At 71.9% G+C, this 19,564-nt stretch carries 22 protein-coding genes; 14 read left to right on the forward strand and 8 right to left on the reverse strand.

Translation table 11 applies throughout. The annotated features are described in order from the left end of the window. Nucleotides 1-41 precede the first annotated feature (41 nt). Nucleotides 42-947, reverse strand: a complete 906-nt coding sequence (locus IEZ00_RS11065) for an oxidoreductase (RefSeq protein WP_189223086.1) — start codon at nt 945-947, stop codon at nt 42-44. Nucleotides 948-1,165: 218 nt separating this feature from the next. On the opposite strand from IEZ00_RS11065, the gene IEZ00_RS11070 reads away from it, so the two are divergent. Continuing rightward, complete coding sequence (locus IEZ00_RS11070; RefSeq protein ID WP_189223087.1) at nt 1,166-1,693, forward strand: hypothetical protein; 528 nt, start codon at nt 1,166-1,168, stop codon at nt 1,691-1,693. Next, nucleotides 1,677-1,985: a hypothetical protein gene (locus IEZ00_RS11075; RefSeq protein WP_189223088.1), complete on the forward strand. Its 309-nt coding sequence runs from the start codon at nt 1,677-1,679 to the stop codon at nt 1,983-1,985. Before IEZ00_RS11070 ends, IEZ00_RS11075 begins: the two co-directional genes overlap by 17 nt. 119 nt (nt 1,986-2,104) lie before the next feature. Here the strand turns inward: IEZ00_RS11075 and IEZ00_RS11080 are convergent, their stop codons facing one another. Further along, nucleotides 2,105-2,302 carry a hypothetical protein gene (locus tag IEZ00_RS11080; RefSeq protein WP_189223089.1) on the reverse strand — a complete coding sequence of 66 codons (198 nt, stop codon included), beginning with the start codon at nt 2,300-2,302 and terminating at the stop codon, nt 2,105-2,107. 111 nt (nt 2,303-2,413) lie between these two features. On the opposite strand from IEZ00_RS11080, the gene IEZ00_RS11085 reads away from it, so the two are divergent. Genes IEZ00_RS11085 through IEZ00_RS11095 form a run of 3 tightly spaced genes read left to right on the forward strand, consistent with a single transcriptional unit; the run spans nt 2,414 to nt 4,161 of the window. After that, nucleotides 2,414-3,274 (forward strand): helix-turn-helix domain-containing protein, encoded by an 861-nt coding sequence (locus IEZ00_RS11085; protein ID WP_189223090.1) that lies wholly within the window; start codon nt 2,414-2,416, stop codon nt 3,272-3,274. A 17-nt stretch (nt 3,275-3,291) separates the two neighbouring features. After that, nucleotides 3,292-3,471, forward strand: coding sequence for a DUF397 domain-containing protein (locus IEZ00_RS11090; protein ID WP_189223091.1), 180 nt, complete (start codon nt 3,292-3,294; stop codon nt 3,469-3,471). A 36-nt stretch (nt 3,472-3,507) separates the two neighbouring features. Further along, nucleotides 3,508-4,161, forward strand: coding sequence for a DUF2461 domain-containing protein (locus tag IEZ00_RS11095; protein WP_189223092.1), 654 nt, complete (start codon nt 3,508-3,510; stop codon nt 4,159-4,161). On the opposite strand, the gene IEZ00_RS11100 is transcribed toward IEZ00_RS11095, so the two are convergent. Further along, the gene (locus IEZ00_RS11100; RefSeq protein ID WP_189223093.1) at nt 4,139-4,480 is read right to left on the reverse strand and encodes a VanZ family protein; all 342 of its coding nucleotides are present in this window, start codon (nt 4,478-4,480) and stop codon (nt 4,139-4,141) included. The genes IEZ00_RS11095 and IEZ00_RS11100 overlap by 23 nt on opposite strands. A gap of 82 nt (nt 4,481-4,562) precedes the next feature. Between IEZ00_RS11100 and pyk the strand changes: the two genes are divergently transcribed. The 3 genes from pyk to IEZ00_RS11115 are packed head-to-tail and all read left to right on the forward strand — an operon-like array spanning nt 4,563 to nt 7,520. Beyond that, nucleotides 4,563-5,987: a pyruvate kinase gene (pyk, locus tag IEZ00_RS11105; RefSeq protein WP_189223094.1), complete on the forward strand. Its 1,425-nt coding sequence runs from the start codon at nt 4,563-4,565 to the stop codon at nt 5,985-5,987. Between the two features lie 8 nt (nt 5,988-5,995). Next, nucleotides 5,996-6,922: an acyl-CoA thioesterase II gene (gene tesB / locus IEZ00_RS11110; protein ID WP_189223095.1), complete on the forward strand. Its 927-nt coding sequence runs from the start codon at nt 5,996-5,998 to the stop codon at nt 6,920-6,922. Between the two features lie 43 nt (nt 6,923-6,965). Beyond that, entirely contained in the window at nt 6,966-7,520 is a 555-nt protein-coding gene (locus IEZ00_RS11115) for a Uma2 family endonuclease (RefSeq protein WP_189223096.1), read from the forward strand. A 2-nt stretch (nt 7,521-7,522) separates the two neighbouring features. On the opposite strand, the gene IEZ00_RS11120 is transcribed toward IEZ00_RS11115, so the two are convergent. Then, nucleotides 7,523-8,224, reverse strand: a complete 702-nt coding sequence (locus tag IEZ00_RS11120) for an SDR family NAD(P)-dependent oxidoreductase (RefSeq protein ID WP_189223097.1) — start codon at nt 8,222-8,224, stop codon at nt 7,523-7,525. 92 nt (nt 8,225-8,316) lie between these two features. On the opposite strand from IEZ00_RS11120, the gene IEZ00_RS11125 reads away from it, so the two are divergent. Further along, nucleotides 8,317-8,898, forward strand: a complete 582-nt coding sequence (locus IEZ00_RS11125; protein WP_189223098.1) for a TetR/AcrR family transcriptional regulator — start codon at nt 8,317-8,319, stop codon at nt 8,896-8,898. A gap of 12 nt (nt 8,899-8,910) precedes the next feature. On the opposite strand, the gene IEZ00_RS11130 is transcribed toward IEZ00_RS11125, so the two are convergent. Then, complete coding sequence (locus IEZ00_RS11130; protein ID WP_189223099.1) at nt 8,911-10,299, reverse strand: aminotransferase class V-fold PLP-dependent enzyme; 1,389 nt, start codon at nt 10,297-10,299, stop codon at nt 8,911-8,913. A gap of 208 nt (nt 10,300-10,507) precedes the next feature. On the opposite strand from IEZ00_RS11130, the gene IEZ00_RS11135 reads away from it, so the two are divergent. After that, nucleotides 10,508-12,439: a sigma-70 family RNA polymerase sigma factor gene (locus IEZ00_RS11135; protein ID WP_189223100.1), complete on the forward strand. Its 1,932-nt coding sequence runs from the start codon at nt 10,508-10,510 to the stop codon at nt 12,437-12,439. Nucleotides 12,440-12,479: 40 nt separating this feature from the next. Here the strand turns inward: IEZ00_RS11135 and IEZ00_RS11140 are convergent, their stop codons facing one another. After that, on the reverse strand, nt 12,480-14,354 hold the full coding sequence (locus IEZ00_RS11140) for a ricin-type beta-trefoil lectin domain protein (protein WP_189223101.1): 1,875 nt from the start codon (nt 14,352-14,354) through the stop codon (nt 12,480-12,482). Between the two features lie 162 nt (nt 14,355-14,516). Further along, the gene (locus tag IEZ00_RS11145; RefSeq protein WP_189223102.1) at nt 14,517-15,533 is read right to left on the reverse strand and encodes a LacI family DNA-binding transcriptional regulator; all 1,017 of its coding nucleotides are present in this window, start codon (nt 15,531-15,533) and stop codon (nt 14,517-14,519) included. A gap of 121 nt (nt 15,534-15,654) precedes the next feature. On the opposite strand from IEZ00_RS11145, the gene gnd reads away from it, so the two are divergent. From gnd to IEZ00_RS11160, 3 genes are read left to right on the forward strand one after another with little or no spacing between them, the layout of a single operon-like run. Continuing rightward, the gene (gene gnd / locus IEZ00_RS11150) at nt 15,655-17,100 is read left to right on the forward strand and encodes an NADP-dependent phosphogluconate dehydrogenase (protein WP_189223103.1); all 1,446 of its coding nucleotides are present in this window, start codon (nt 15,655-15,657) and stop codon (nt 17,098-17,100) included. A 19-nt stretch (nt 17,101-17,119) separates the two neighbouring features. Beyond that, nucleotides 17,120-17,737, forward strand: coding sequence for a rhomboid-like protein (locus tag IEZ00_RS11155; protein WP_189223104.1), 618 nt, complete (start codon nt 17,120-17,122; stop codon nt 17,735-17,737). 54 nt (nt 17,738-17,791) lie between these two features. Then, nucleotides 17,792-18,667: an SDR family NAD(P)-dependent oxidoreductase gene (locus tag IEZ00_RS11160; RefSeq protein ID WP_189223105.1), complete on the forward strand. Its 876-nt coding sequence runs from the start codon at nt 17,792-17,794 to the stop codon at nt 18,665-18,667. 192 nt (nt 18,668-18,859) lie between these two features. Here IEZ00_RS11160 and IEZ00_RS11165 read toward each other — a convergent pair whose 3' ends face one another. Next, on the reverse strand, nt 18,860-19,252 hold the full coding sequence (locus IEZ00_RS11165) for a hypothetical protein (RefSeq protein WP_189223106.1): 393 nt from the start codon (nt 19,250-19,252) through the stop codon (nt 18,860-18,862). A gap of 168 nt (nt 19,253-19,420) precedes the next feature. Here IEZ00_RS11165 and IEZ00_RS36440 point away from each other — a divergent pair. After that, the coding region (locus IEZ00_RS36440) for a helix-turn-helix domain-containing protein (protein ID WP_229795506.1) at nt 19,421-19,564 on the forward strand (144 nt) is incomplete at its 3' end.

A 19,564-nucleotide genomic window follows, 5' to 3' on the forward strand; every position in this document is an offset into this window, starting at 1 on the left:
GGCCGCCCCCGCCAACGACGCCGGGGGCGGCTTTCTCGTGCTCACAGGTAGCGGACGCCGGTCAGCTCCTCGGCCGCCGCCCACAGCCGCCTGCCGACGGCCGGGTCGGCCGCCTCCCGGCTGAGCCGGGCCTCGGTGACCCGGCCGCGCATCTCCCCGAGCCCGGCGGGCCCGAAGAACTGGCCGCCCCGCACGTCCGGATCGGTCGCGGCGCGCAGCTGCGGCAGCGCGCCCCGCTCCACCGGCTGCGTGACCAGCAGCCCGAACCACGAGATCACCCGCCCCCACCGGCCGAGGTGCTCCCAGGCTCGCGGGGTCAGGTTGGTGCGGGTCATGCCGGGATGGGCCAGCACGCTGGTGACCGGCGACCCGGCGGCGCGCAGGCGGCGGTCCAGCTCCACGCCGAAGACCGTGGCGGCGAGCTTGGACCGGCCGTAGGCGGTGGAGCCCCGGTAGCCGCGCTCGAACATCAGGTCGTCGAAGTCCAGGTGCGCCGTCTTGTGCGTGATCGAGCTGAGGCTGACCACGCGGGCCGCCCGCGCCGCCGCCAGGTTGTCCAGCAACAGGCCGGTCAGTGCGAAGTGCCCCAGCACGTTGGTGGCGAGCTGCAGCTCGAAGCCGTCGGCGGAGGTGCGGCGCGGGCCGAGCAGGACCGCACCCGCGTTGTTGACCAGCAGGTCGATCGCCGGGTGGTCGGCGGCCAGCTTCGCGGCGAACGCGCGCACCGAGTCGAGGCGCGCCAGGTCCAGCTCGCGCACCTCGACGTCCCCGCCGATCCGGCGGGCGGCCTCCTCGCCCGCGGCGGTGTCGCGGACGGCGAGCACGACGCGGGCCCCGCGGCGGGCCAGCTCGGTGGCGGTGATCAGGCCGAGGCCCGAGTTCGCGCCGGTCACCACGGCGACCCGACCGCGCTGGTCGGGGATGCGGTCGGCGGTCCATCCGGTCATCTGCTGCTCCTGTGGGGTCGGTACGTCGCAGCCGACGCTAAGAGCGATCGAGCCCCGCTCGGTCGTCCCCGCCCACCTGGGTCTGCGAAACCCACCCCCTAAGCTGCGCCTGCGAGTACTACCCGGCGCCTCCACGCGGGCCGGTGACCACTACCCGGCAGGTCGGGGGGCCGATCATGAAACTCGTCGACGTCGTTCGCCGCGCCAAAGAGGGAACGGTGACGCAGCGCGAGGTGGACGCGGTGGCGCGGATGCTGCCCGACGAACGCGGCCAGCGCGCCTACGACTGGCTCTACGTCATCGCCAGGGCATCGGCCACGCAATACGAGCAGCTCGTCGCGAGCTACCTGGACCACGAGGAAGACCCGATGCTGGCCAGGCTGGCGTTGCAGACCCTCTGCACGTTCTGGGGTTTCGCGGATCGGTACACCGACCAGTTGGAGCGCTTCCTGGGCGAGGTCGAGTGGGACCACCTGGGGGACGTGCGGCTGATCGCCATCTCGGCCAGCGGCGAGTACCTGCGCGAGAACGTCCACAGTGGACTATTGCGGCGCTTGCTGGAACTCGCCGACCACAACGGTGACTCGACAATGCAGCCGAGGTTCGCGCTGGAGGCGGTCGCCCGCGCGCTCGACGACCCGACCCTGGCGGAGGTCAAGGGCCGGGAGAACCGGTACGCCGCCGTGCGCGAACGGGGTTGGGCCAGACTTGTCGCGGAAGAGGAGAGCCGTGGACGCGACCGGTGACGGATTCCGCGTCGTGTCAGAGGTGGGCGAGACGGTGGCGATGAGCCGTCTCCTCGACGCGTGGGACGGCGTGGTGGGCACCGTCGAGGACGGCTACTGGCTCGGCATCGACGAGTACCGGCACGACATCGCTGTTCGGGGCGTGATCGAACGACGTCTGGCGGAGTCGGACGTGCCCGCCTGGTGCCTGGAGCGTCTGGCGGAGATCGACCGCCGGTTCCGGCGGCTGCTGCTGCCGGAACCGGCGCGCGCGGGCGTGCCCTGGTGGGAAGCGCACGTGCGGACATCGTGAATTCCGCGTTCGCGCACCCTGAATTGAGCGTTCGGGTATCCGGTCGGTGCCCGAACGCTCAGTTCGCAGTGCCCGAACGCTCAGTTCGTGGTGTCTGAACGCGGAATTCGCGATGGGGGCTAGTCGGCGGAGACGAGTTGGGCGGCTTCGGTGCACTTCTCCAGCAGGTTGTGCAGCGCTTCCGAGGTGAGCACCAGGTCGAGGCCGTCCGTTCGGCCGCCCAGGCGCAACTGGGTCTCGGTGCCCACGACCTGGACCGCGATCGGGCACCCGCCCTCGATCTTCACCCACGACTCCAGGTGCACGCCGTTGCTCATGACTTCCTCCTCTGAATTGGGATGGCGAGGACGGTAGCCGGATAATCGGAGGCACACATTTCCCTGATCGAGTGATGTAATGGCGAGTGTTCCGGCGGTAGCGTTGCGCCCATGGCGAAGATCACGCCCACGACCAAGAAGCTTTTGCTGGGCAAGGAAATCGCGCACTTGCGCGAGCGGGCCGGGATGTCCCAGGCGCAGGCCGCCGCGATCGTCGAGAAGAGCCAGAGCCGCATGGCCGACCTGGAGGCCGGGCAGTCCAGCATCACGCCGGGCGACCTCATCCTGCTGCTCAAGGGCTTCGGCGTCGCCGACGAGGACCACGTGCAAGCGCTGCTCGAACTGCGCCGCAACAACCACCAGCGCGGCAGGTGGAACGGCGTCCGGGCCAAGTACAGCGAGCAGTTCCGCACGATGGTCGACCTGGAGGAGAACTGCGACCTGATCCGCACGGTCGAGTCCGAGGTGCCCCCCGGACTGCTCCAGTGCGAGTCCTTCGTCCGAGCCCTGTACTCGCACGGGAATTTCGGCGATGACCTGGAGGAGCACGTCAAGGCCCGGCTGGTCAGGCAGGAGATCTTCCACAAGCCCGATCCGCCGCACGTCGCGTTCGTGATCTCGGAGTCGTCGCTGCGCCGTCAGTTCGGGCCGCCGGAGGTCATGCGGGAGCAGATCAATTACATGATCAAGCTGTCGAGACTGCCGAACGTCCGCCTGCAGGTGCTGCCGTTCAAGACCAGGGTGCAGAGCGGCTGGATCGGCGACCGCTTCGTGCTCCTGCGCATCCCGTCGCCCGGCGTGGCGGGTCCGCTGGAGTTCGCCTACACCGAGAACGAGGCCGAACTCCGCTACCTGGACGACAAGAAGGTCGTGGACAAGCTCGACGCCGTGTGGGCCCGGCTGACCGGGGTGGCCCTGGGATTCGAGGAGACCCGCCGATTTCTGCGTAAGGTTGCCGGCGACTACAGCTGAGGCAACCGGAGGCGCGAATGTTCCGCAGGTCGAGCTACAGCACGGAGAGCGGCAACAACTGCGTCGAGGTGGCGCGCACCGGTGTCGGGGTGGCGGTGCGCGACAGCAAGGCACCGGAGTGCCGGTTCGGCGTGACGCCCGCCGGGTTCGGCCGGTTCGTCGCCGCTGCTCGGCGGGGGCGCTTCGACCTGCCGTGACGGCGCTGTCGGGGGTGCCGCCTAAGCTGCCCGGCCATGGAGTTCAAGGGCTTCGGTGAGTACGCGATCGACTTCTACGACGGCCTCGTCGTGGACAACACCAAGGCCTACTGGGAAGACCACAAGCAGACCTACCTCGACGACGTGCGCGCCCCGATGGAGGCGCTGCTGGCCGTGCTCGAACCCGAGTTCGGCCGGGGCAAGGTGTTCCGCCCCTACCGCGACGTCCGCTTCAGCAAGGACAAGCGGCCCTACAAGGACCACTGCGGGGGCGTGGTGGAGTTGGGCCGCGGTGGTGGCGGGTACTACGTGCAGGTCGGCACCGAGGGTCTGATGGTGGCGGGCGGGTCGTTCGCCATGGCGTCGGACCAGCTCGCCCGCTACCGCGAGTCGGTCGCCGACGACCGGCGCGGCGGCGAGCTGGTCAAGATCATCGCCAAGCTGGCCCGCAAGGGCTGGGAGATCCGCGGCGAGCAGCTCAAGCGCCCGCCGCGCGGCGTCGACCCCGACCACCCCCGGCTGGACCTGCTGCGCCGCAAGGCGATCTACGCGGCGAAGGTGTGGGAGCCCGACGACACCCTGCACGAGCCCGGCTGCCTGGACCGGGTGCGCCAGGGGTGGCGCGAGCTGATCGCCCTCAACGAGTGGTGCGCCGACCACGTCGGTCTCACCGAGAAGGGCTTCCGCTGAACACCAGCCGGTGCGCCAGCCAGCCCAGCGCGATCCCGACGACGTCGGTGAGCCCGTCCACCGGGTCGCCGCTGCGACCCAGCACGGTCAGCAACTCCTGCACCACTTCCGAGGCGACGGCGTAACCCACAAGAGTGAGCAGCAGTGGGGTGCGGGGGAGACGGGCGTACAGGCCGGTGCCCGCCAGCAGGGCGAACAGCAGGCAGTGGACGACCTTGTCCGTGCCGGGCGGTGAGCTGGGGACACCCGACTCGGGCGTGAACAGCACGATAACGCTGAGCAACGCCGCGGTCACGAAAGGAAAGAATCTGGCGGTCACAGGAGCGATTTTGCCTGTTTCCCCTAGATTACCCCCGGGTACATCCTGATCGGTCCAGTGAAGAGGACTACTCTGTCCGAACGTGAGTCGACGCGCGAAGATCGTCTGTACCCTGGGCCCCGCCACCGCCACCGCTGACAAGATCAACGAGCTGGTCGCGGCGGGGATGGACGTGGCGAGGATGAACTTCAGCCACGGCAGCCACGCGGACCACAAGCAGGTCTACGACCTCGTCCGCGCCGCCGCGGACGCGTCGGGCCGCGCGGTGGGCGTCCTGGCCGACCTGCAGGGCCCCAAGATCCGCCTCGGCCGGTTCGCCCACGGCCCCGTCGAGTGGCGCACCGGCGACATCGTCCGGGTCACCGTGGAGGACGTCGAGGGCACCCACGACCGGGTCTCCACCACCTACAAGGAGTTGGCCAAGGACGCCAAGGTCGGCGACCGGCTGCTGGTGGACGACGGCAAGGTCGGCCTGGTGGTCACCGACATCGAGGGCCCGGACGTGGTCTGCGAGGTCACCGAGGGCGGCCCGGTCAGCAACAACAAGGGCCTGTCGCTGCCCGGCATGGACGTGTCCGTGCCCGCGCTGTCCGAGAAGGACATCGAGGACCTGGAGTTCGCCCTCAGCCTGGGCGTGGACTTCATCGCGCTGTCCTTCGTGCGCTCGCCCGCCGACATCGACCTGGTGCACCAGGTGATGGACCGCAGCGGTCGCGGACGGCTGCCGGTGATCGCCAAGATCGAGAAGCCCGAGGCGGTCGACAACCTCGAAGCCATCGTGCTGGCCTTCGACGGCGTCATGGTCGCCCGCGGCGACCTGGGCGTGGAGCTGCCGCTGGAGCACGTGCCGCTGGTGCAGAAGCGGGCCATCCAGATCGCCCGCGAGAACGCCAAGCCGGTGATCGTGGCCACCCAGATGCTCGACTCGATGATCACCAACTCGCGCCCGACCCGCGCGGAGACCTCCGACGTGGCCAACGCCGTGCTCGACGGCGCGGACGCGCTGATGCTCTCCGGCGAGACCAGCGTGGGCCGCTACGCGATCGAGTCGGTCAAGACCATGGGCCGCATCATCGAGGCGGTGGAGACCGAGTCGGTGGTGGTGCCGCCGCTGACCCACGTCCCGCGCACCAAGCGCGGCGTGATCTCCTACGCGGCCCGCGACATCGGCGAGCGGCTCAACGCCAAGGCGCTGGTGGCGTTCACCCAGTCCGGTGACACGGTGCGGCGGCTGGCCCGCCTGCACACCCACCTGCCGCTGCTGGCGTTCACCCCGGAGCCCAGCGTGCGCAGTCAGCTTGCTCTCACCTGGGGCACCGAGACGTTCCTGGTGCCTAAGGTGGACTCCACCGACGAGATGGTCCGCCAGGTGGACGCCTCCATGCTGTCGATCGGCCGCTACCAGCCGGGAGACCTCATGGTCGTCGTCGCGGGCTCCCCGCCCGGCACCGTCGGCTCGACCAACCTCATCCGGGTCCACCGGCTCGGGGAGGAAGACCACGCCTAGGAGATGACGTGACAGAGGCTGCCCGTGCCGCGGCGACCGCCCCGCTCCAGGACGTTCCGCTGGACAGCGACGGTGTTCCGCACGGGCAGCCCGTGCTCGACCGCCTCGTGGCGCTGCTGGACCTGGAGCGCATCGAGGAGAACATCTTCCGAGGGGTGTCCCCCGCCGAGTCGCCCGTGCGGGTGTTCGGCGGGCAGGTAGCGGGGCAGGCGCTGGTGGCGGCGGGGCGGACCGTCCCGCCGGAGCGCCGGGTCCACTCGCTGCACTCGTACTTCATCCGCGGCGGCGACCCGACGATCCCGATCGTCTACGAAGTCGACCGCATCCGCGACGGCCGCTCGTTCACCACCCGCCGCGTGGTGGCCGTCCAGCGCGGCAAGGCGATCTTCTCGCTGTCCGCGTCGTTCCAGCTCGACGAGCCGGGCCTGGACCACCAGGAGCCGATGCCCGCCGTGCCCGAGCCGGAGTCGCTGCCCACCTACGCCCAGGCCGCCGCCGGGTACCTGGACAAGGTCGGCATGGCGCGACTGCCCAGGCCGATCGACGTGCGCTACGTGACCGAGCCGCCGTGGCGGGCCCGCGAGGGCGGGCCCGCCGAGGCGCGCAGCCAGGTGTGGATGCGCGCCGACGGCAAGCTCCCCGACGACGACCTGCTGCACGTGTGCGTGCTGGCCTACGCCTCGGACATGACGCTGCTGGACTCGGTGCTGGTGCGGCACGGCGTCTACTGGGGCACCGACAAGGTGCTGGGGGCCAGCCTGGACCACGCGATGTGGTTCCACCGCCGGTTCCGCGCCGACGAGTGGTTCCTCTACGACTGCGCCTCGCCCTCGGCGTCGGGGGCGCGCGGCCTGGCGACCGGTCGGTTCTTCTCGGCCGATGGCCAGTTGGTGGCCACGGTGGTCCAGGAGGGACTGCTCCGGGTGCTGGACTGACCCCGCTACGCTGTGGCGCCCTGGTGACCGCTGGTGGAAGGTGATGATCGCAGTGCCGGAGCGCTTGCTCACCCTTGGGGAGTGGGACGCGCTCCCGAAGGGCGGATCGCACCGCTGTGAGCTGGTCGGCGGGGTTCCGCTGGTCGTTCCACGCCCCGCGCCGATCCACCAGCGGGTGGCGTACCGGCTCACCGGGCTCTTGGAGGCCCACCTCCCGGAGGAGTTCGCCGCTTTCGGTGATGTCGAGGTCGTGGTCAACCCGGTCCACCCCGCGACGCTGCGCGCTCCCGACGTCGTGGTGGTGCCGAGCAGGCCGACCGACGAGTACCCCGCTCGCTTCTCCGCGGACGAGGTGCTCCTGGCGGTCGAGATCGTGTCGCCCGGCACCGGGCGGACCGATCGCGTCACCAAGCCCGCCGAGTACGCCGACGCGGGCATCCCGCACTACTGGCTGGTCGACCTCGACGCGCCCGCCTCGCTGGACGCCTTCACGCTCGTCGACGGCGACTACGAGCACGTGGCCGGTGGCAGCGGGAAGGTGCGGGTCCTGAGCCCTTTCACGATCACCGTCGACCTCGCCGAGCTGATCCGCAACTGACCTCAGCCGAGGGCGTTGAAGACCTCTTCGGCGCGGTCGCGCTTGGTGTACAGCTCCCAGGCCGCGTCGGCGATGCCGTCGGGGTCGAGCGTGTGCGCGCTCAGGTCGCCCAGCAGTTCCGGCTGCGCCGTCATCATGCGGTGGATGTCCCCGCGCTCGATCAGCCCGCCGATGGTCAGGGCGCCCGCGTAGACGCCCGTGCCGGCCAGCGCCGCGTTCAGGGTCAGCGCGTAGTTGCGCAGCGCGGCCGACGAGACCGCCAGGTTGCCCAGCGGGGGCATCGGGACCACGGCGCTCAGGCCGCCCGCGAACAGCAGCCCGCCCGACCCGCGCTCGACCATGCCGGGCAGGACCGCGCCCACCGCGTCGACCGCCGGGAGGACCCAGCTCATCGCCTCGCGCACGTCGTCGGAGGAGGTCTCGGTGATCGGGACCGGGCTGATGTCCGCGCTCGCGGGGCCGTAGTAGAGCACGTCGACCCGCCCGATCTCGTCCAGCGCGGCGCGCAGGCTGCCCGCGTCGCGCACGTCGGCGGTGTGGGAGCCGGCCTGGACCCCGGCGGCGGCCAGGGCGGCGAGGTAGTCGGGGTGCCTGGTCGCGCTGCGCGAGACCAGGGCCACCCGGTAGCCCTCGCGGCCGAAGCGGTGGGCGATGGACATGCCGAGGCCGGGGCCGACGCCGAGGACAACAGCGGTTCCGCTCATGGGTTCCTCCGGGAGAAGTAAGTCGAGGTATGCCTCAACTTCTTCGAAGCTAGCATTGGTCGAGGACGCCCTCAAGTTCCGATCGGGGAGCCATGCCCAAGCCACTGCGCGCCGACGCCGCGCGCAACCGCGACAAGCTGCTGGACGCCGCCACGCGGGTGTTCGGCGAACGCGGGCTGGACGCGCCGCTGGAGGAGATCGCCCGCCGTGCCGGGGTCAGCATCGGCACCCTCTACAACCACTTCCCGACCCGCGAGGCGCTCATCGACGCGATCTTCCCGGCGCGCGTGGCGGTGCTGGAGCGGATCGGCGCGCAGGCGCTGGCCGACGACGACGCGTGGCGCGGGTTCACCCGGTTCGTCGAGGGCGTGTTCGCCCTGCAGGCCGAGGACTTCGGGCTCAACGACGCGCTGAGCGGGCGCTTCTCGACAGCCGCCGGGCTGGCGGAGGCCTGCCGGGGCGGGTTGGAGATCGCGCGGCGGCTCATCGCGCGCGCCAAGGACAGCGGGCAGCTGCGCGCGGACTTCGAGGAGCGGGACTTCATCACGCTGATCTGGGCGATGTCCAAGGTGATCAGGGAATCGGCGGACGAGGCGCCCCTGGCGTGGCGGCGCTGCCTGGCGTTCTTCCTCGACGGCCTGCGCGCCGAGGCCGCCCGGCCGATCCCCTCCTGAGCCCGGCCGCCGCTACACCGCCGCGCGCAGGGCGTCCCACAGGGCGCGCACGTGCCGCTCCCGCGTGCCCTCCGCGCCGATGGCCACGCGGATGGCGAAGCGGCCGTTCACCGAGGTGTGCGTGACGAACGCCGACCCGCTGGCGTTGACCACCTCCATGGCCCGCCGGGTGGCCTCCTCGTCGTCCCGCACGGCGATGGTGACCAGCGACAGCGACCTGGGCACCACCAGCTCCCAGCGCGGGTCCTCGGCCACCCAGCCCTCCAGCGCCTCGGCCAGCGCGATGTGGCCGCGCAGGTGCTCGCGCAGCCCGGACAGGCCGTACCAGCGCAGCACCGACCACAGCTTCAGCGCCCGGAACCGCCTGCCCAGCGGGATCTGCCAGTCGCGGTAGTCCACCACCGCGCCGGACTCCGACGCCGCGTTGCGCAGGTACTCCGGCAGGATCGTCAGCGCGTCCACCAGCACGTCCGGGTGCGCGGTCCAGAACAGCGACAGGTCGAACGCGGTCAGCAGCCACTTGTGCGCGTTGGCCCCGAACGAATCGGCCAGCTCCACGCCGTCGAACAGCGCCCGGTGCTCCTCGCACAGCGCCACCGGACCCGCCCAGGCGGCGTCCACGTGCAGCCAGATGCCGTGCTCGCGGCAGATCGCGGCGATCTCGCGCACCGGGTCGACCGCGCCCGTGCCGGTGGTGCCGATCGTCGCGCACACCAGCACCGGGCGGCGGCCCGCGTCCAGGTCGGCGCGGACCCGCGCGGCCAGGTCGTCGGCGGACATGGCCTGGGCGGCGTCCACCGCGACCGACCGCACCGCCGACTCGCCCAGCCCGGCCACCCGCGCCGCCTTGGCCAGTGAGGAGTGCGTCTGCGAGGAGACGTAGACGGTCTCCGACCCGTCCACCCCGGAGTCGCGCCACTTGCCGCCGGACGCGCGCTGCAGCGCCGCGGTCATCGCCACCAGCGCGGCCGACGAGGCGGTGTCCTGGATGACGCCACCGCCCCGGAACGACTCCGGCAGGCCCATCGCCGTGGCCAGCTGGTCCATCAGCGCCTGCTCCAGCTCGGTGGCGGCGGGCGAGGTGGCCCACAGCATCCCCTGCACGCCCAGGCCGGTGGACAGCAGGTCGCCCAGCACCGAGGGCAGCGAGGCGTTGGACGGGAAGTAGCCGAAGAACGACGGGTGCTGCCAGTGCGTGGTGCCCGGCAGCACCACCCGGTCCACGTCGGCCAGCAGCGCGTCGAAGTCCGATGGCCGCTCCGGCAGCTCCTCCGGCAGCTGCGCGCGGACCCAGCCCGGCTCCACCGGGGACAGCACCGGGAAGTCCTCGATGCGCGAGCGGTAGTCGGCGACCCAGTCCACCACCTGGTGGCCGATCCGGCGGAACTCCTCTGGCGTCATGCGGGCAATGTAGCCGCGCGGGCGGACCGGACGGCGGGCCGGTAGCCCCTGGTCACGACGGGTGGGCGGGCACGCGCCGTGGGTGCCCGCCTGCGATGCCTCGACGTGCCCGCTCCAGTCCGCGCTCGCCGATGCCGAGGTTCTCGTTATCGTGCGGGCCTTCGAACCGTCTCCGGTGGGGAAGCCCAACACGGCCGAGAGGATCGGGATGCGGACACCGCGGGAGCCGGGCGCCGCCACGGTGCTCGCCGCGCAGCGCGGCGAGCAGTCAGCGCTGGACGAGCTGGTGGCGGGGTACCTGCCGCTGGTCTACAACGTCGTCGGGCACGCGCTCGGCGGCCACTCCGACACCGACGACGTGGTCCAGGAGACCATGCTGCGCGCCCTGGACGGGCTGGGCGGCCTGCGCGACCCGGCCGCGTTCCGGTCGTGGCTGCTGGTCATCGCCATGAACCAGGTCCGCGAGCGGCACCGGCGCAAGCTGCCGCTGCCGGTGGACGAGCGGGACCTGGTCGACCTGGCCGACCCCGGCGCGGACTTCGTCGACCTGGCCATCACCCGGCTGCACCTGACCGGGCAGCGCCGCGAGGTCGTCGCGGCCACCCGGTGGCTGGGCGACGAGGAGCGCGAGCTGCTGTCGCTGTGGTGGATGGAGACCGCGGGGCAGGTGACCCGCGCCGAGGTCGCCGAGGCGGTCGGGCTCAGCCCCCAGCACACCGCGGTGCGCGTGCAGCGGATGAAGGCCCAGCTGGACGCGGCCCGCGTGGTGGTCCGGGTGCTGGCGGCCACGCCCCGCTGCGGCGAGCTGGCCGCCGTGGTGCGGGACTGGGACGGCCAACCCAGCGCGTTGTGGCGCAAGCGGATCGTCCGGCACGCGCGCGAGTGCTCGTGGTGCGGTCGCGGGTTCGAAGACCTGGCCGCCGTAGACGGGCTGGTGGCGCGGCTGCCGCTGGTGCCGCTGCCCGCCGGTCTGCTCACCCTGCCCGAGCCCACCGCGGCGCTGCCGGACCGGACCGGTGCGGCCGAGAACGCCGTGGAGAACGCGGCCGTGAAGAACGCCGCTGTGGAGAACGCCGCTGTGAAGCAGGCCGCTGTGAAGCAGGCCGTGGTCAAGAAGGGGATCTGGGCGCACGCGGCGGCCAAACCGCTCGTCGCCGCGGCCGCCGTCGCCGCGGTGGCGGGCACCGTGGCGGGCGTGGTGGTGTTCCTGCCGCAGGACCGGTCCCCCGAGCCCGTGCCGATCGCGGCGGCGGCCACCACCACGACGACCACGGCCCCGCCCACCAGCAGCGCCACGACCACGACGACGAGCACGACCACCACGACGACCGCGGTCCCGACGACGACCACCACCACGGCGGTCCAGACCACGCAGCAGCAAGCCGCCGCACCCCGGACGCCCGCCGCGCGGTCGAAGAAGAAGGGCGTCAGCACCTGGCACTTCGACGGCGTGAACCGCGCGCTGTCCGACGTGGGCGCGGGCTGGTTCTACAACTGGGCCGCCACCCGCGAGAACGTCCAGGCGCCGCCCGGCGTCGAGTACGTGCCGATGATCTGGGGGGCCAAGTCGGTCACCCCGGAGAACCTGCGGGCGGTCAAGGGGCAGGGCACCACCCTGCTCGGCTTCAACGAGCCGGACCTGGCCGAGCAGTCGAACATGACCGTGGAGCAGGCGCTGGACCTGTGGCCCCAGCTCCAGGCGACGGGGATGCGCCTGGGCAGCCCGGCGGTCGCGCACAGCGGGGACAAGCCGGGCGGCTGGCTCGACCGCTTCCTGTCCGGCGCGCGGGCGCGCGGCCTGCGGGTCGACTTCATCACCCTGCACTGGTACGGCTCGGACTTCAGCCCGGCTGCGGTGGGGCACCTGAAGAACTACCTGGACGCGGTGCACGCCCGGTACGGGCTGCCGATCTGGGTCACCGAGTACTCCCTGATGGACTTCTCCGGCGGTGGCGTCCGCTACCCCAGCGCCGCGGAGCTGGCGGACTTCGCGGGCAAGTCGTCGCGGATGCTCGAAGGTCTGTCCTACGTGGAGCGCTACGCCTGGTTCGCGCTGCCCGCCGACAAGCCGGGGACCGGGCTCTACCTGCCGGGTGGAACGCCCAACCAGGCCGGACAGGCTTACAAGGCAACGGGATGAGCGCGACCGGGGCCCCGCGCGGGGCCCCGGTCGTCCGGGCTCAGGCCACGTCCCACTTCTGGTTGGCCGCGCCGGTGCAGGTCCAGATCTGCAACCGCGTCCCGTCGACGCTGTTGTGGTCGGTGACGTCGAGGCACTTGTCCGCCGCCGGGTTCACCAGGTCGCGCCCGGCGGTGCGGGTCCACTGCTGGTTGGCGGTGCCGCCGCAGGTCCACAGCTGCAGCTGCGCGCCGTCGCCGGTGGCCCGGTCCTTGACGTCCAGGCACTTGCCCAGCGCCCGCAGCGTGCCGTCGCCCGGCCGGGTCCACCGCTGGGCGGCGCTGCCGTTGCAGGTGTGGAGCTGGACGGGGGTGCCGTCGGCGCTGCTGCCGCCCGCCACGTCGACGCACTTGCCCGCCAGACCGGTGATCGCGCCGCCGGTCGGGGTGCCGGGGTTGCCCGCCCAGCTGAACGTCGCCGTGGTGCGCGCGGGCAGGGTGTAGGTGAAGGACTGCCCGCCCCAGACGACCTTGACCGACTGCGCCGAGGTGCCGCCGTTGTGGGCGATCAGCGCCTTGGAGCCGTCCGGGTTGCGGTAGGCCACGTTCTGCACGGCGCCGTTGGCGGTCGAGTCGATCCGGTGCGCGCCCGGCTTGACGAACTTGGTCAGGTGACCGGTGGTGTAGTACTCGACGGTGTAGTCGACCTGGCCCGCCCTCGGACCGCCCTCCTGCACGGTGATCAGCCCGGTGCACGTGCCGCAGCCGCCGTTGTGCGGGCCCATGTGCTGGTTCAGCGCCAGGCTCCACTTGACCAGGCTGCCGCTCCAGTTGCGGGCGTAGTTGACGATGTCGGCCATGTCCTCGTTGTGCTGGTTGGAGATCCACGTGCCGCCGGAGTGCTCGGTGCTGAACTGCGGCACGTTCGGGTAGGCGGCGCGCACCTGGGTGCCCACCGCCGGGTCGCCGAAGTAGCCGTGCCAGGCGATGCCGCCGAACAGCGGGTCCTCGCGCACGCCAGGGTCGGCCAGCACCGCCGCGCCGAAGTTGGCGTAGTCGCCGTAGTTCCAGTCGTGGACGAGCACCTTGGTGGTGATGCCCGCCGCGCGGAAGGCGGGGTAGACGTGGTTCTTGGTGAACTCCACCAGCCCGGACGGGTTCCAGCTCATGCCGGGGTAGTCCATCGCGGTGGGGTTGGCCGCCTGGCAGCAGTTGGGCTCGTTCTGCACCGAGAGGTAGTCGATCGGCACGCCCGCCGCCTGGTAGCTCTGCACGTACTTGACCAGGTACTGCGCGTAGGTGGGGTAGTGCTCCCACTTCAGCCAGCCCATCTGGTCCATCCGGCCGTTGTCCTTCATCCAGCCCGGCGCGCTCCACGGCACGCCCTTGACCCGCAGGGCCGGGTTGAGCCGCTTGGCCTGCTGGGTCAGCAGCCGCACGTCGGTGTCGTAGCCGTTGGCGCCGAAGTCGCCGAGGTCGCAGCAGGTGTCGTCCAGCGACACGTGGCCCGGCCGCGACAGGTCGGACGCGCCGATGGGGTTGCGCACGAACGACAGGCCGATGCCCTCGGTGGGGGAGAACAGCCCGCGCATCACCGCGTCGCGGGTGGCGGCGGAGACCGGGCCGCCGCGCAGCAGGTAGGCGGTGGTGTCGGTGATCGACGCGCCGCCGCCCTCGAACCGCTGGTAGGTGGTGCCCTCGTCGACGGTGATGGTGTGGGCGGCGTTGCCGGAACCGGTGCCGAAGGCCACCGGCGTCTGCTGCTGCAGCCCCCTGGTGACGGTGCGGCCACCGGGGTCGGACGTGGTGGTGAGCCAGACGTTCACGGTCTCACCCGCGGCGGTGGCGGTGGGCGGGGGCAGCGCGGTCGCCGCCGCGGCGACGCACGCCGCGACCAGGCCCGCGCTGATCAAGGTCCGACGGTGGGCAGAGGACACCTCGGACTCCTCTCACGACGGTGTGGACAGGGATGGTCGTCCTGAAACAAATGAAACATTTCTGGAACGAACCCGCAGAAGAGAGGAAACAATGCCCCCAGGTGGCTGTCAAGAGCCGCGCTGACGCGGGAAACGCGCTGAAAAGCTGTGGAACACCGGGGTTCAGGCGGGTCCGGTCGACTCCCGCACCACCAGTTCGGTGGCCAGCTCCACGTGCAGCGCCTCCAGCTCGTGCCGCTCCAGCAGCCGCACCAGCAGGGTGACCGCCATCCGACCCATCTCCTGCAGCGGCTGGCGGACCGTGGTCAGCTCCGGCCGCGTCGCCCGGCTCAGGTCCAGGTCGTCGAACCCCGCCACGGACACGTCCCCCGGCACCTCCAGGCCCAGTTCGCGCGCCGCGCGCAGGGCCCCGACCGCCATCTTGTCGTTGAACGCCACCAGCGCCGTCGGCCGGTCCTCCAGCGCCAGCAGCTCGCGCGCGGCGCGGTGGCCCAGCTCGGTGGTCGGCTCGTCGACGTGGCGCAGCAGCTCCGGCGCGGGCAGCACCCCCGCGTCCGACAGCGCCGCCGCGTACCCGGCCATCCTGCCGTCGCTGGCCAGCCAGTCGCCCGGCCCGCCGATCACGCCCACCCGCCGATGGCCCAGCTCCACCAGGTGCGCCATCAGCCTGCGCGCGCCCGCGAAGTGCGCCGCGGACACCGAGGCCACGTCGCGCGGCAGCTCGGTGCGCGGGTCGACCACCACGAACGGGAACCCGCTGTCGCGCAGCCGGACCAGCTCCTCGGCGGGCTCCGGCGGCAGGATCAACACCGCCCCGTCCAGGTCGGCCTGGCCGGGCAGGCCCGGCAGCGCGGGCACCCGCTGGGCGGCCGTGCCCGCGTCCAGCACCACCCGCCTGCCGTGCCGCGCCAGCGTCTCCACCACCGAGGACACGATCAGCCCGAAGTAGTCGGTGAGCAGGTAGGGGCAGCGCACGTAGACCGAGCCGCCCGCGCGGCGGGCCCGCCCGCCGCGCGGCCTCGGCGCCTGCGCGCCCAGCCGGTCGACCGCCCGCAGCACCACCTCCCTGGTGTGCGCGGCGACGTTGGCCTGCCCGTTGAGCACCCGCGAGACGGTGGCGATCGACAGCCCGGTCTCCGCCGCCACGTCCCGGACCGTCGCCCGCCCCGCCCTGGTCATGCGCCCCCACCGTTCCACTCGTTGTTTCACGATGTTACAGGTCGGGGAGTGTGATCAAGAATGGTAAAAAACAGGGGCGCGCATACGTGCGCGCGGACGCGGAAAGGGGCACGCTGGAAAAATGACCACCTCCGAGGCACCCGCGCGGATCGCCGTCACCGGGCTCGCCGTCATGGGCAGCAACCTGGCGCGCAACCTCGCCCGGCACGGCTACCGCGTCGCCGTGCACAACCGCAGTTCCGCCCGCACCAAAGCGCTGATCGAGGAGCACGGCCACGAAGGCGACTTCGTGCCCGCCGAGACGCTGGAAGAGCTCGTCGCGAGCCTGCAGACACCACGCCAGATCATCATCATGGTCAAGGCGGGCGCCCCCACCGACGCCGTGATCGACGAGCTGGTGCCGCTGCTGGAGCCCGGCGACATGGTGATCGACGGCGGCAACGCCCACTACGCCGACACCCGCCGCCGCGAGGCCGCGCTGCGCGAAGCGGGCCTGCACTTCGTCGGCGCGGGCATCTCCGGCGGCGAGGAGGGCGCGCTCAACGGGCCCAGCATCATGCCCGGCGGCTCCAAGGAGTCCTACCAGCACCTCGGGCCGGTGCTGGAGTCCATCGCCGCCCAGGTCGACGGCGTGCCGTGCTGCGTGCACGTCGGCCCCGACGGCGCGGGCCACTTCGTGAAGATGGTCCACAACGGCATCGAGTACGCCGACATGCAGCTCATCGCCGAGGCCTACGACCTGCTCAACCGCGTCGGCGGGATGACCCCGACGCAGATCGCCGAGGTCTTCCGCGGCTGGAACAGCGGCGACCTGGAGTCCTACCTGGTCGAGATCACCGCCGAGGTGCTGGGCCACTTCGACCCCGAGACCGGCGTGCCGCTGGTGGACGTGATCGCCGACGAGGCCGAGCAGAAGGGCACCGGCCGCTGGACCGTGCAGGAGGCGCTGGAGCTGGGCGTGCCGGTCACCGGCATCGCCGAGGCGGTGTTCGCCCGGTCGCTGTCCGGCCGCGTCGAGCAGCGCAAGGCCGCGCGCGAGGCGTTCGGCTCGCCCGAGGTGCTCGCCTCCGAGCGGATCGCCGACCAGCTCGTCGAGGACGTGCGGCAGGCGCTGTACGCCTCCAAGGTCGTGGCGTACGCGCAGGGCTTCGACCAGATGCGCGCGGCCAGCGCCGAGTACGGCTGGGACCTCGACCTCGGCGCGATGGCGACGATCTGGCGCGGCGGCTGCATCATCCGCGCCCGCTTCCTCGACCGCATCCGCGAGGCCTACGACAAGGACCCGAACCTGGCCTCCCTGCTCGTGGACGAGTACTTCCGCGACGCGGTGCGCGACGCCGAGGCGGCGTGGCGCCGGGTCGTGGTCGGCGCGGTCGAGGCGGGCGTCCCGGTGCCGGGCTTCGTGTCCGCGCTGGCCTACTACGACGCGCTGCGCTCCGAGCGCCTGCCCGCGTCGCTGGTGCAGGGCCTGCGCGACTTCTTCGGCGCGCACACCTACCGCCGCACCGACCGCGAGGGCAGCTTCCACACCCTCTGGTCGGGTGACCGGTCTCAAGTGGACGCCTGATCCACCCGATTCCCATCGGGTGCGTGAACCCTTCCAGCGCTACCCCGTCACGGCTTCCTACCTGGCGGCCGTGACGGGGGCGGCCCTGCTGATGAGGTTCGTGTTCGCCGACGGCATGTCGGCCCAGGTGCGGGAGTCGCTCAGCGCCAACCCGAGGAACCTGGCCCACCACCCGGTGAACGCGCTGCTGGGCAGCGCTTTCGTGCTCGACGCCGCGGACGGCGCGGTGTTCACCGCCGTGTCGCTGGCCTGCTTGGCGCTGTGCCTGGGCACCTTCGAGCGCGCCGTGGGGCCGTGGCGCGCGGCGGCGGTGGCGCTGACCGGGCACGTGACCGCGACGCTGGTGGCCACGGCGGTGATCGGCACCGGCGCGTACCTGGTGGACCTGCGGGACGCGGCCCACCTCGGGGTGGCCTACGCGGCGTTCACCTCGGCGGGCGCGGTGGCGGTGCTGCTGCCCACGGCGCTGCGCGCGCCCTGGCTGGCGCTGGTGCTGGTCTACGCCTTGCTGGCAGGGGACTGGCACGGGGCGGTGCCGGAGTTCACCGCCATCGGCCAGGTGACCGCGGCTCTCACCGGAGCCGCCTGCGGAGCCTTCGCCCTGCACCGCGCCTACCTGGCCACCGGCCGCGCCTGAGCGGGCCCCCGCCGCGCGGTTGACAGTGTCATCCGAATTGGTAGCCTCGCTGATGTGACAAAGTCATCTGAAGCTCGGGGCCTGGCCGTCGTGACCGGGGCCGCCGCGGGCATGGGCGCGGCAACCGCCCGCGAACTGGCCCGCCGGGGGTTCCACGTGCTGGCGGGCGTGCGCCGCGACCGCGACGCCGACGCCATCCGGTCGGCGGGCGTGGAGCCGGTCATCCTCGACATCACCGAGCCCGAGCACGTGCGGGCGCTCGCCGAGCGGGTCGCCGACGACCGGCGCCCGCTGCACGCCCTGGTCAACAACGCGGCCATCCAGGTGAACGCCCCCGTCGAGGCGCTGCCGATGGACCGGTGGCGGCAGGTTTTCGAGGTCAACCTGTTCGGCCACGTCGCCGTCACCCAGGCCCTGCTGCCCGCCCTGCTGTGCGGTCAGGGGCGTGTGGTCAACATCAGCTCCATCGGCGGCAGGCTCGCCATGCCCACCTACGGCGCGTACGCCGGTGCGAAGTTCGCCCTGGAGGCGGTCAGCGACTCGCTGCGCCGGGAGGTCGCGCCACTGGGCGTGCGGGTGGTCGTGGTCGAGCCAGGCGGGGTCCGCACGGAGATGGCCGCTCGCGGGATCACCACGGCGAACGAGCTGGCCGCGGGCATGACCGCCGAGCAGCGGGAGCGCTACGACGGCCTGGTCCGGGCGGTCAACGGGCTGATGGCCTCCGGCACCGCGTCGGGTGCGACCGCCGACGCCGCCGCCCGCGTCATCGCGAGGGCCGTCACCGCCCGCAAGCCGCGCACCCGCTACACCATCGGCTGGGACGCCGCCCTGCTCGTCCGCCTGGCGCGGGTGCTGCCCGACCGCACCTTCGACCGCATCAGCGCCGCCACCCTCCGCCGCCACTACCCCAAAAACCTCGTCCACGCCTGATGCGCCCAATTCCGAGCCACCCGCGAACCGATTTCTGAGCCGCCGCCTACCCGGCAGGCCCCCAACCCTCACGCGAGGCCGCGTCGGCCTGTCGGATGCCTTTCGCGGAAAATCACGCTTTTCGATTTTCCGCGAAACGCGTGCCGATGGGCCGACTTCCGGGTGGCCGAGCCGCCGTCTGCGGAGCAGCGGCTATCCAGCACAGTCGCGTCGGTCTGTCGGGATGCCTTTCACGCCGATCACGTTTTTCGATCGGCGTGAAACGCGTGCCGATGGGCCGACTTCCGGGCGGCCGAGCCGCCGCGCCGGAGGCGCGGCCATTAGACACAGCTGTGCGCCCAGGTAGGCGCGGCAGGGTGCGGGGCGTCGCCTGCGCCACCAGCGGGGGCGGCAGGTGGCGCAGCGGCCGTGTTCGTCGGGTTGGTGTTCGTCGAGCAGTGATTTGACGGCGGCGACCACGCGGGGGAGGGCGGAGCGGGTGAGTTCGGCGGCGGTCCGCTCGTCGGCCTCGGCGGCGAGCCGGACGAGGGCGGTGAGGTGCTCGTGCAGCGACCTGTCCAGCTGGCTGAAGACGGTGGTGGACATCCTCAGAGCTCCCTATCGGGTGACATGGTGCTCCTCCGTGTCGGTGTGTCCAGCAGCCTGCGGCTGCCTACCGGCAATCTGCAAGTTGCACTACACGAATGGATGACGTCTCTTTGCTCCGGCCGCGCTCTGCCGAAAGATGGGCCGAAGTCCATTTCGGAGGTGGAGATGTCGCGGGGGGCCAGCCCGACGCTGTGCAAGCGACGCCTCGTCACCGCGCTGCGCAGGCTGCGGGAAGAGGCCGGGTTCACCATCGAGGAGGTCGGCGCGCGGCTGGAGTGCTCGGCGTCCAAGGTCAGCCGGATCGAGACC

The sequence above is a fragment of the Saccharothrix coeruleofusca genome, from assembly GCF_014648515.1.
Taxonomy (GTDB): Bacteria; Actinomycetota; Actinomycetes; order Mycobacteriales; family Pseudonocardiaceae; genus Actinosynnema; species Actinosynnema coeruleofuscum.

Excerpts from the sequence above, each read along its gene's own strand:
- IEZ00_RS11065 (WP_189223086.1), bottom strand. The coding sequence starts at position 947 with ATGACCGGATGGACCGCCGACCGCATCCCCGACCAGCGCGGTCGGGTC.
- IEZ00_RS11080 (WP_189223089.1), bottom strand. The coding sequence starts at position 2,302 with ATGAGCAACGGCGTGCACCTGGAGTCGTGGGTGAAGATCGAGGGCGGG.
- IEZ00_RS11085 (WP_189223090.1), top strand. The coding sequence starts at position 2,414 with ATGGCGAAGATCACGCCCACGACCAAGAAGCTTTTGCTGGGCAAGGAA.
- IEZ00_RS11090 (WP_189223091.1), top strand. The coding sequence starts at position 3,292 with ATGTTCCGCAGGTCGAGCTACAGCACGGAGAGCGGCAACAACTGCGTC.
- IEZ00_RS11095 (WP_189223092.1), top strand. The coding sequence starts at position 3,508 with ATGGAGTTCAAGGGCTTCGGTGAGTACGCGATCGACTTCTACGACGGC.
- IEZ00_RS11115 (WP_189223096.1), top strand. The coding sequence starts at position 6,966 with ATGATCGCAGTGCCGGAGCGCTTGCTCACCCTTGGGGAGTGGGACGCG.
- IEZ00_RS11120 (WP_189223097.1), bottom strand. The coding sequence starts at position 8,224 with ATGAGCGGAACCGCTGTTGTCCTCGGCGTCGGCCCCGGCCTCGGCATG.
- IEZ00_RS11125 (WP_189223098.1), top strand. The coding sequence starts at position 8,317 with ATGCCCAAGCCACTGCGCGCCGACGCCGCGCGCAACCGCGACAAGCTG.
- IEZ00_RS11130 (WP_189223099.1), bottom strand. The coding sequence starts at position 10,299 with ATGACGCCAGAGGAGTTCCGCCGGATCGGCCACCAGGTGGTGGACTGG.
- IEZ00_RS11135 (WP_189223100.1), top strand. The coding sequence starts at position 10,508 with ATGCGGACACCGCGGGAGCCGGGCGCCGCCACGGTGCTCGCCGCGCAG.
- IEZ00_RS11145 (WP_189223102.1), bottom strand. The coding sequence starts at position 15,533 with ATGACCAGGGCGGGGCGGGCGACGGTCCGGGACGTGGCGGCGGAGACC.
- gnd (WP_189223103.1), top strand. The coding sequence starts at position 15,655 with ATGACCACCTCCGAGGCACCCGCGCGGATCGCCGTCACCGGGCTCGCC.
- IEZ00_RS11165 (WP_189223106.1), bottom strand. The coding sequence starts at position 19,252 with ATGTCCACCACCGTCTTCAGCCAGCTGGACAGGTCGCTGCACGAGCAC.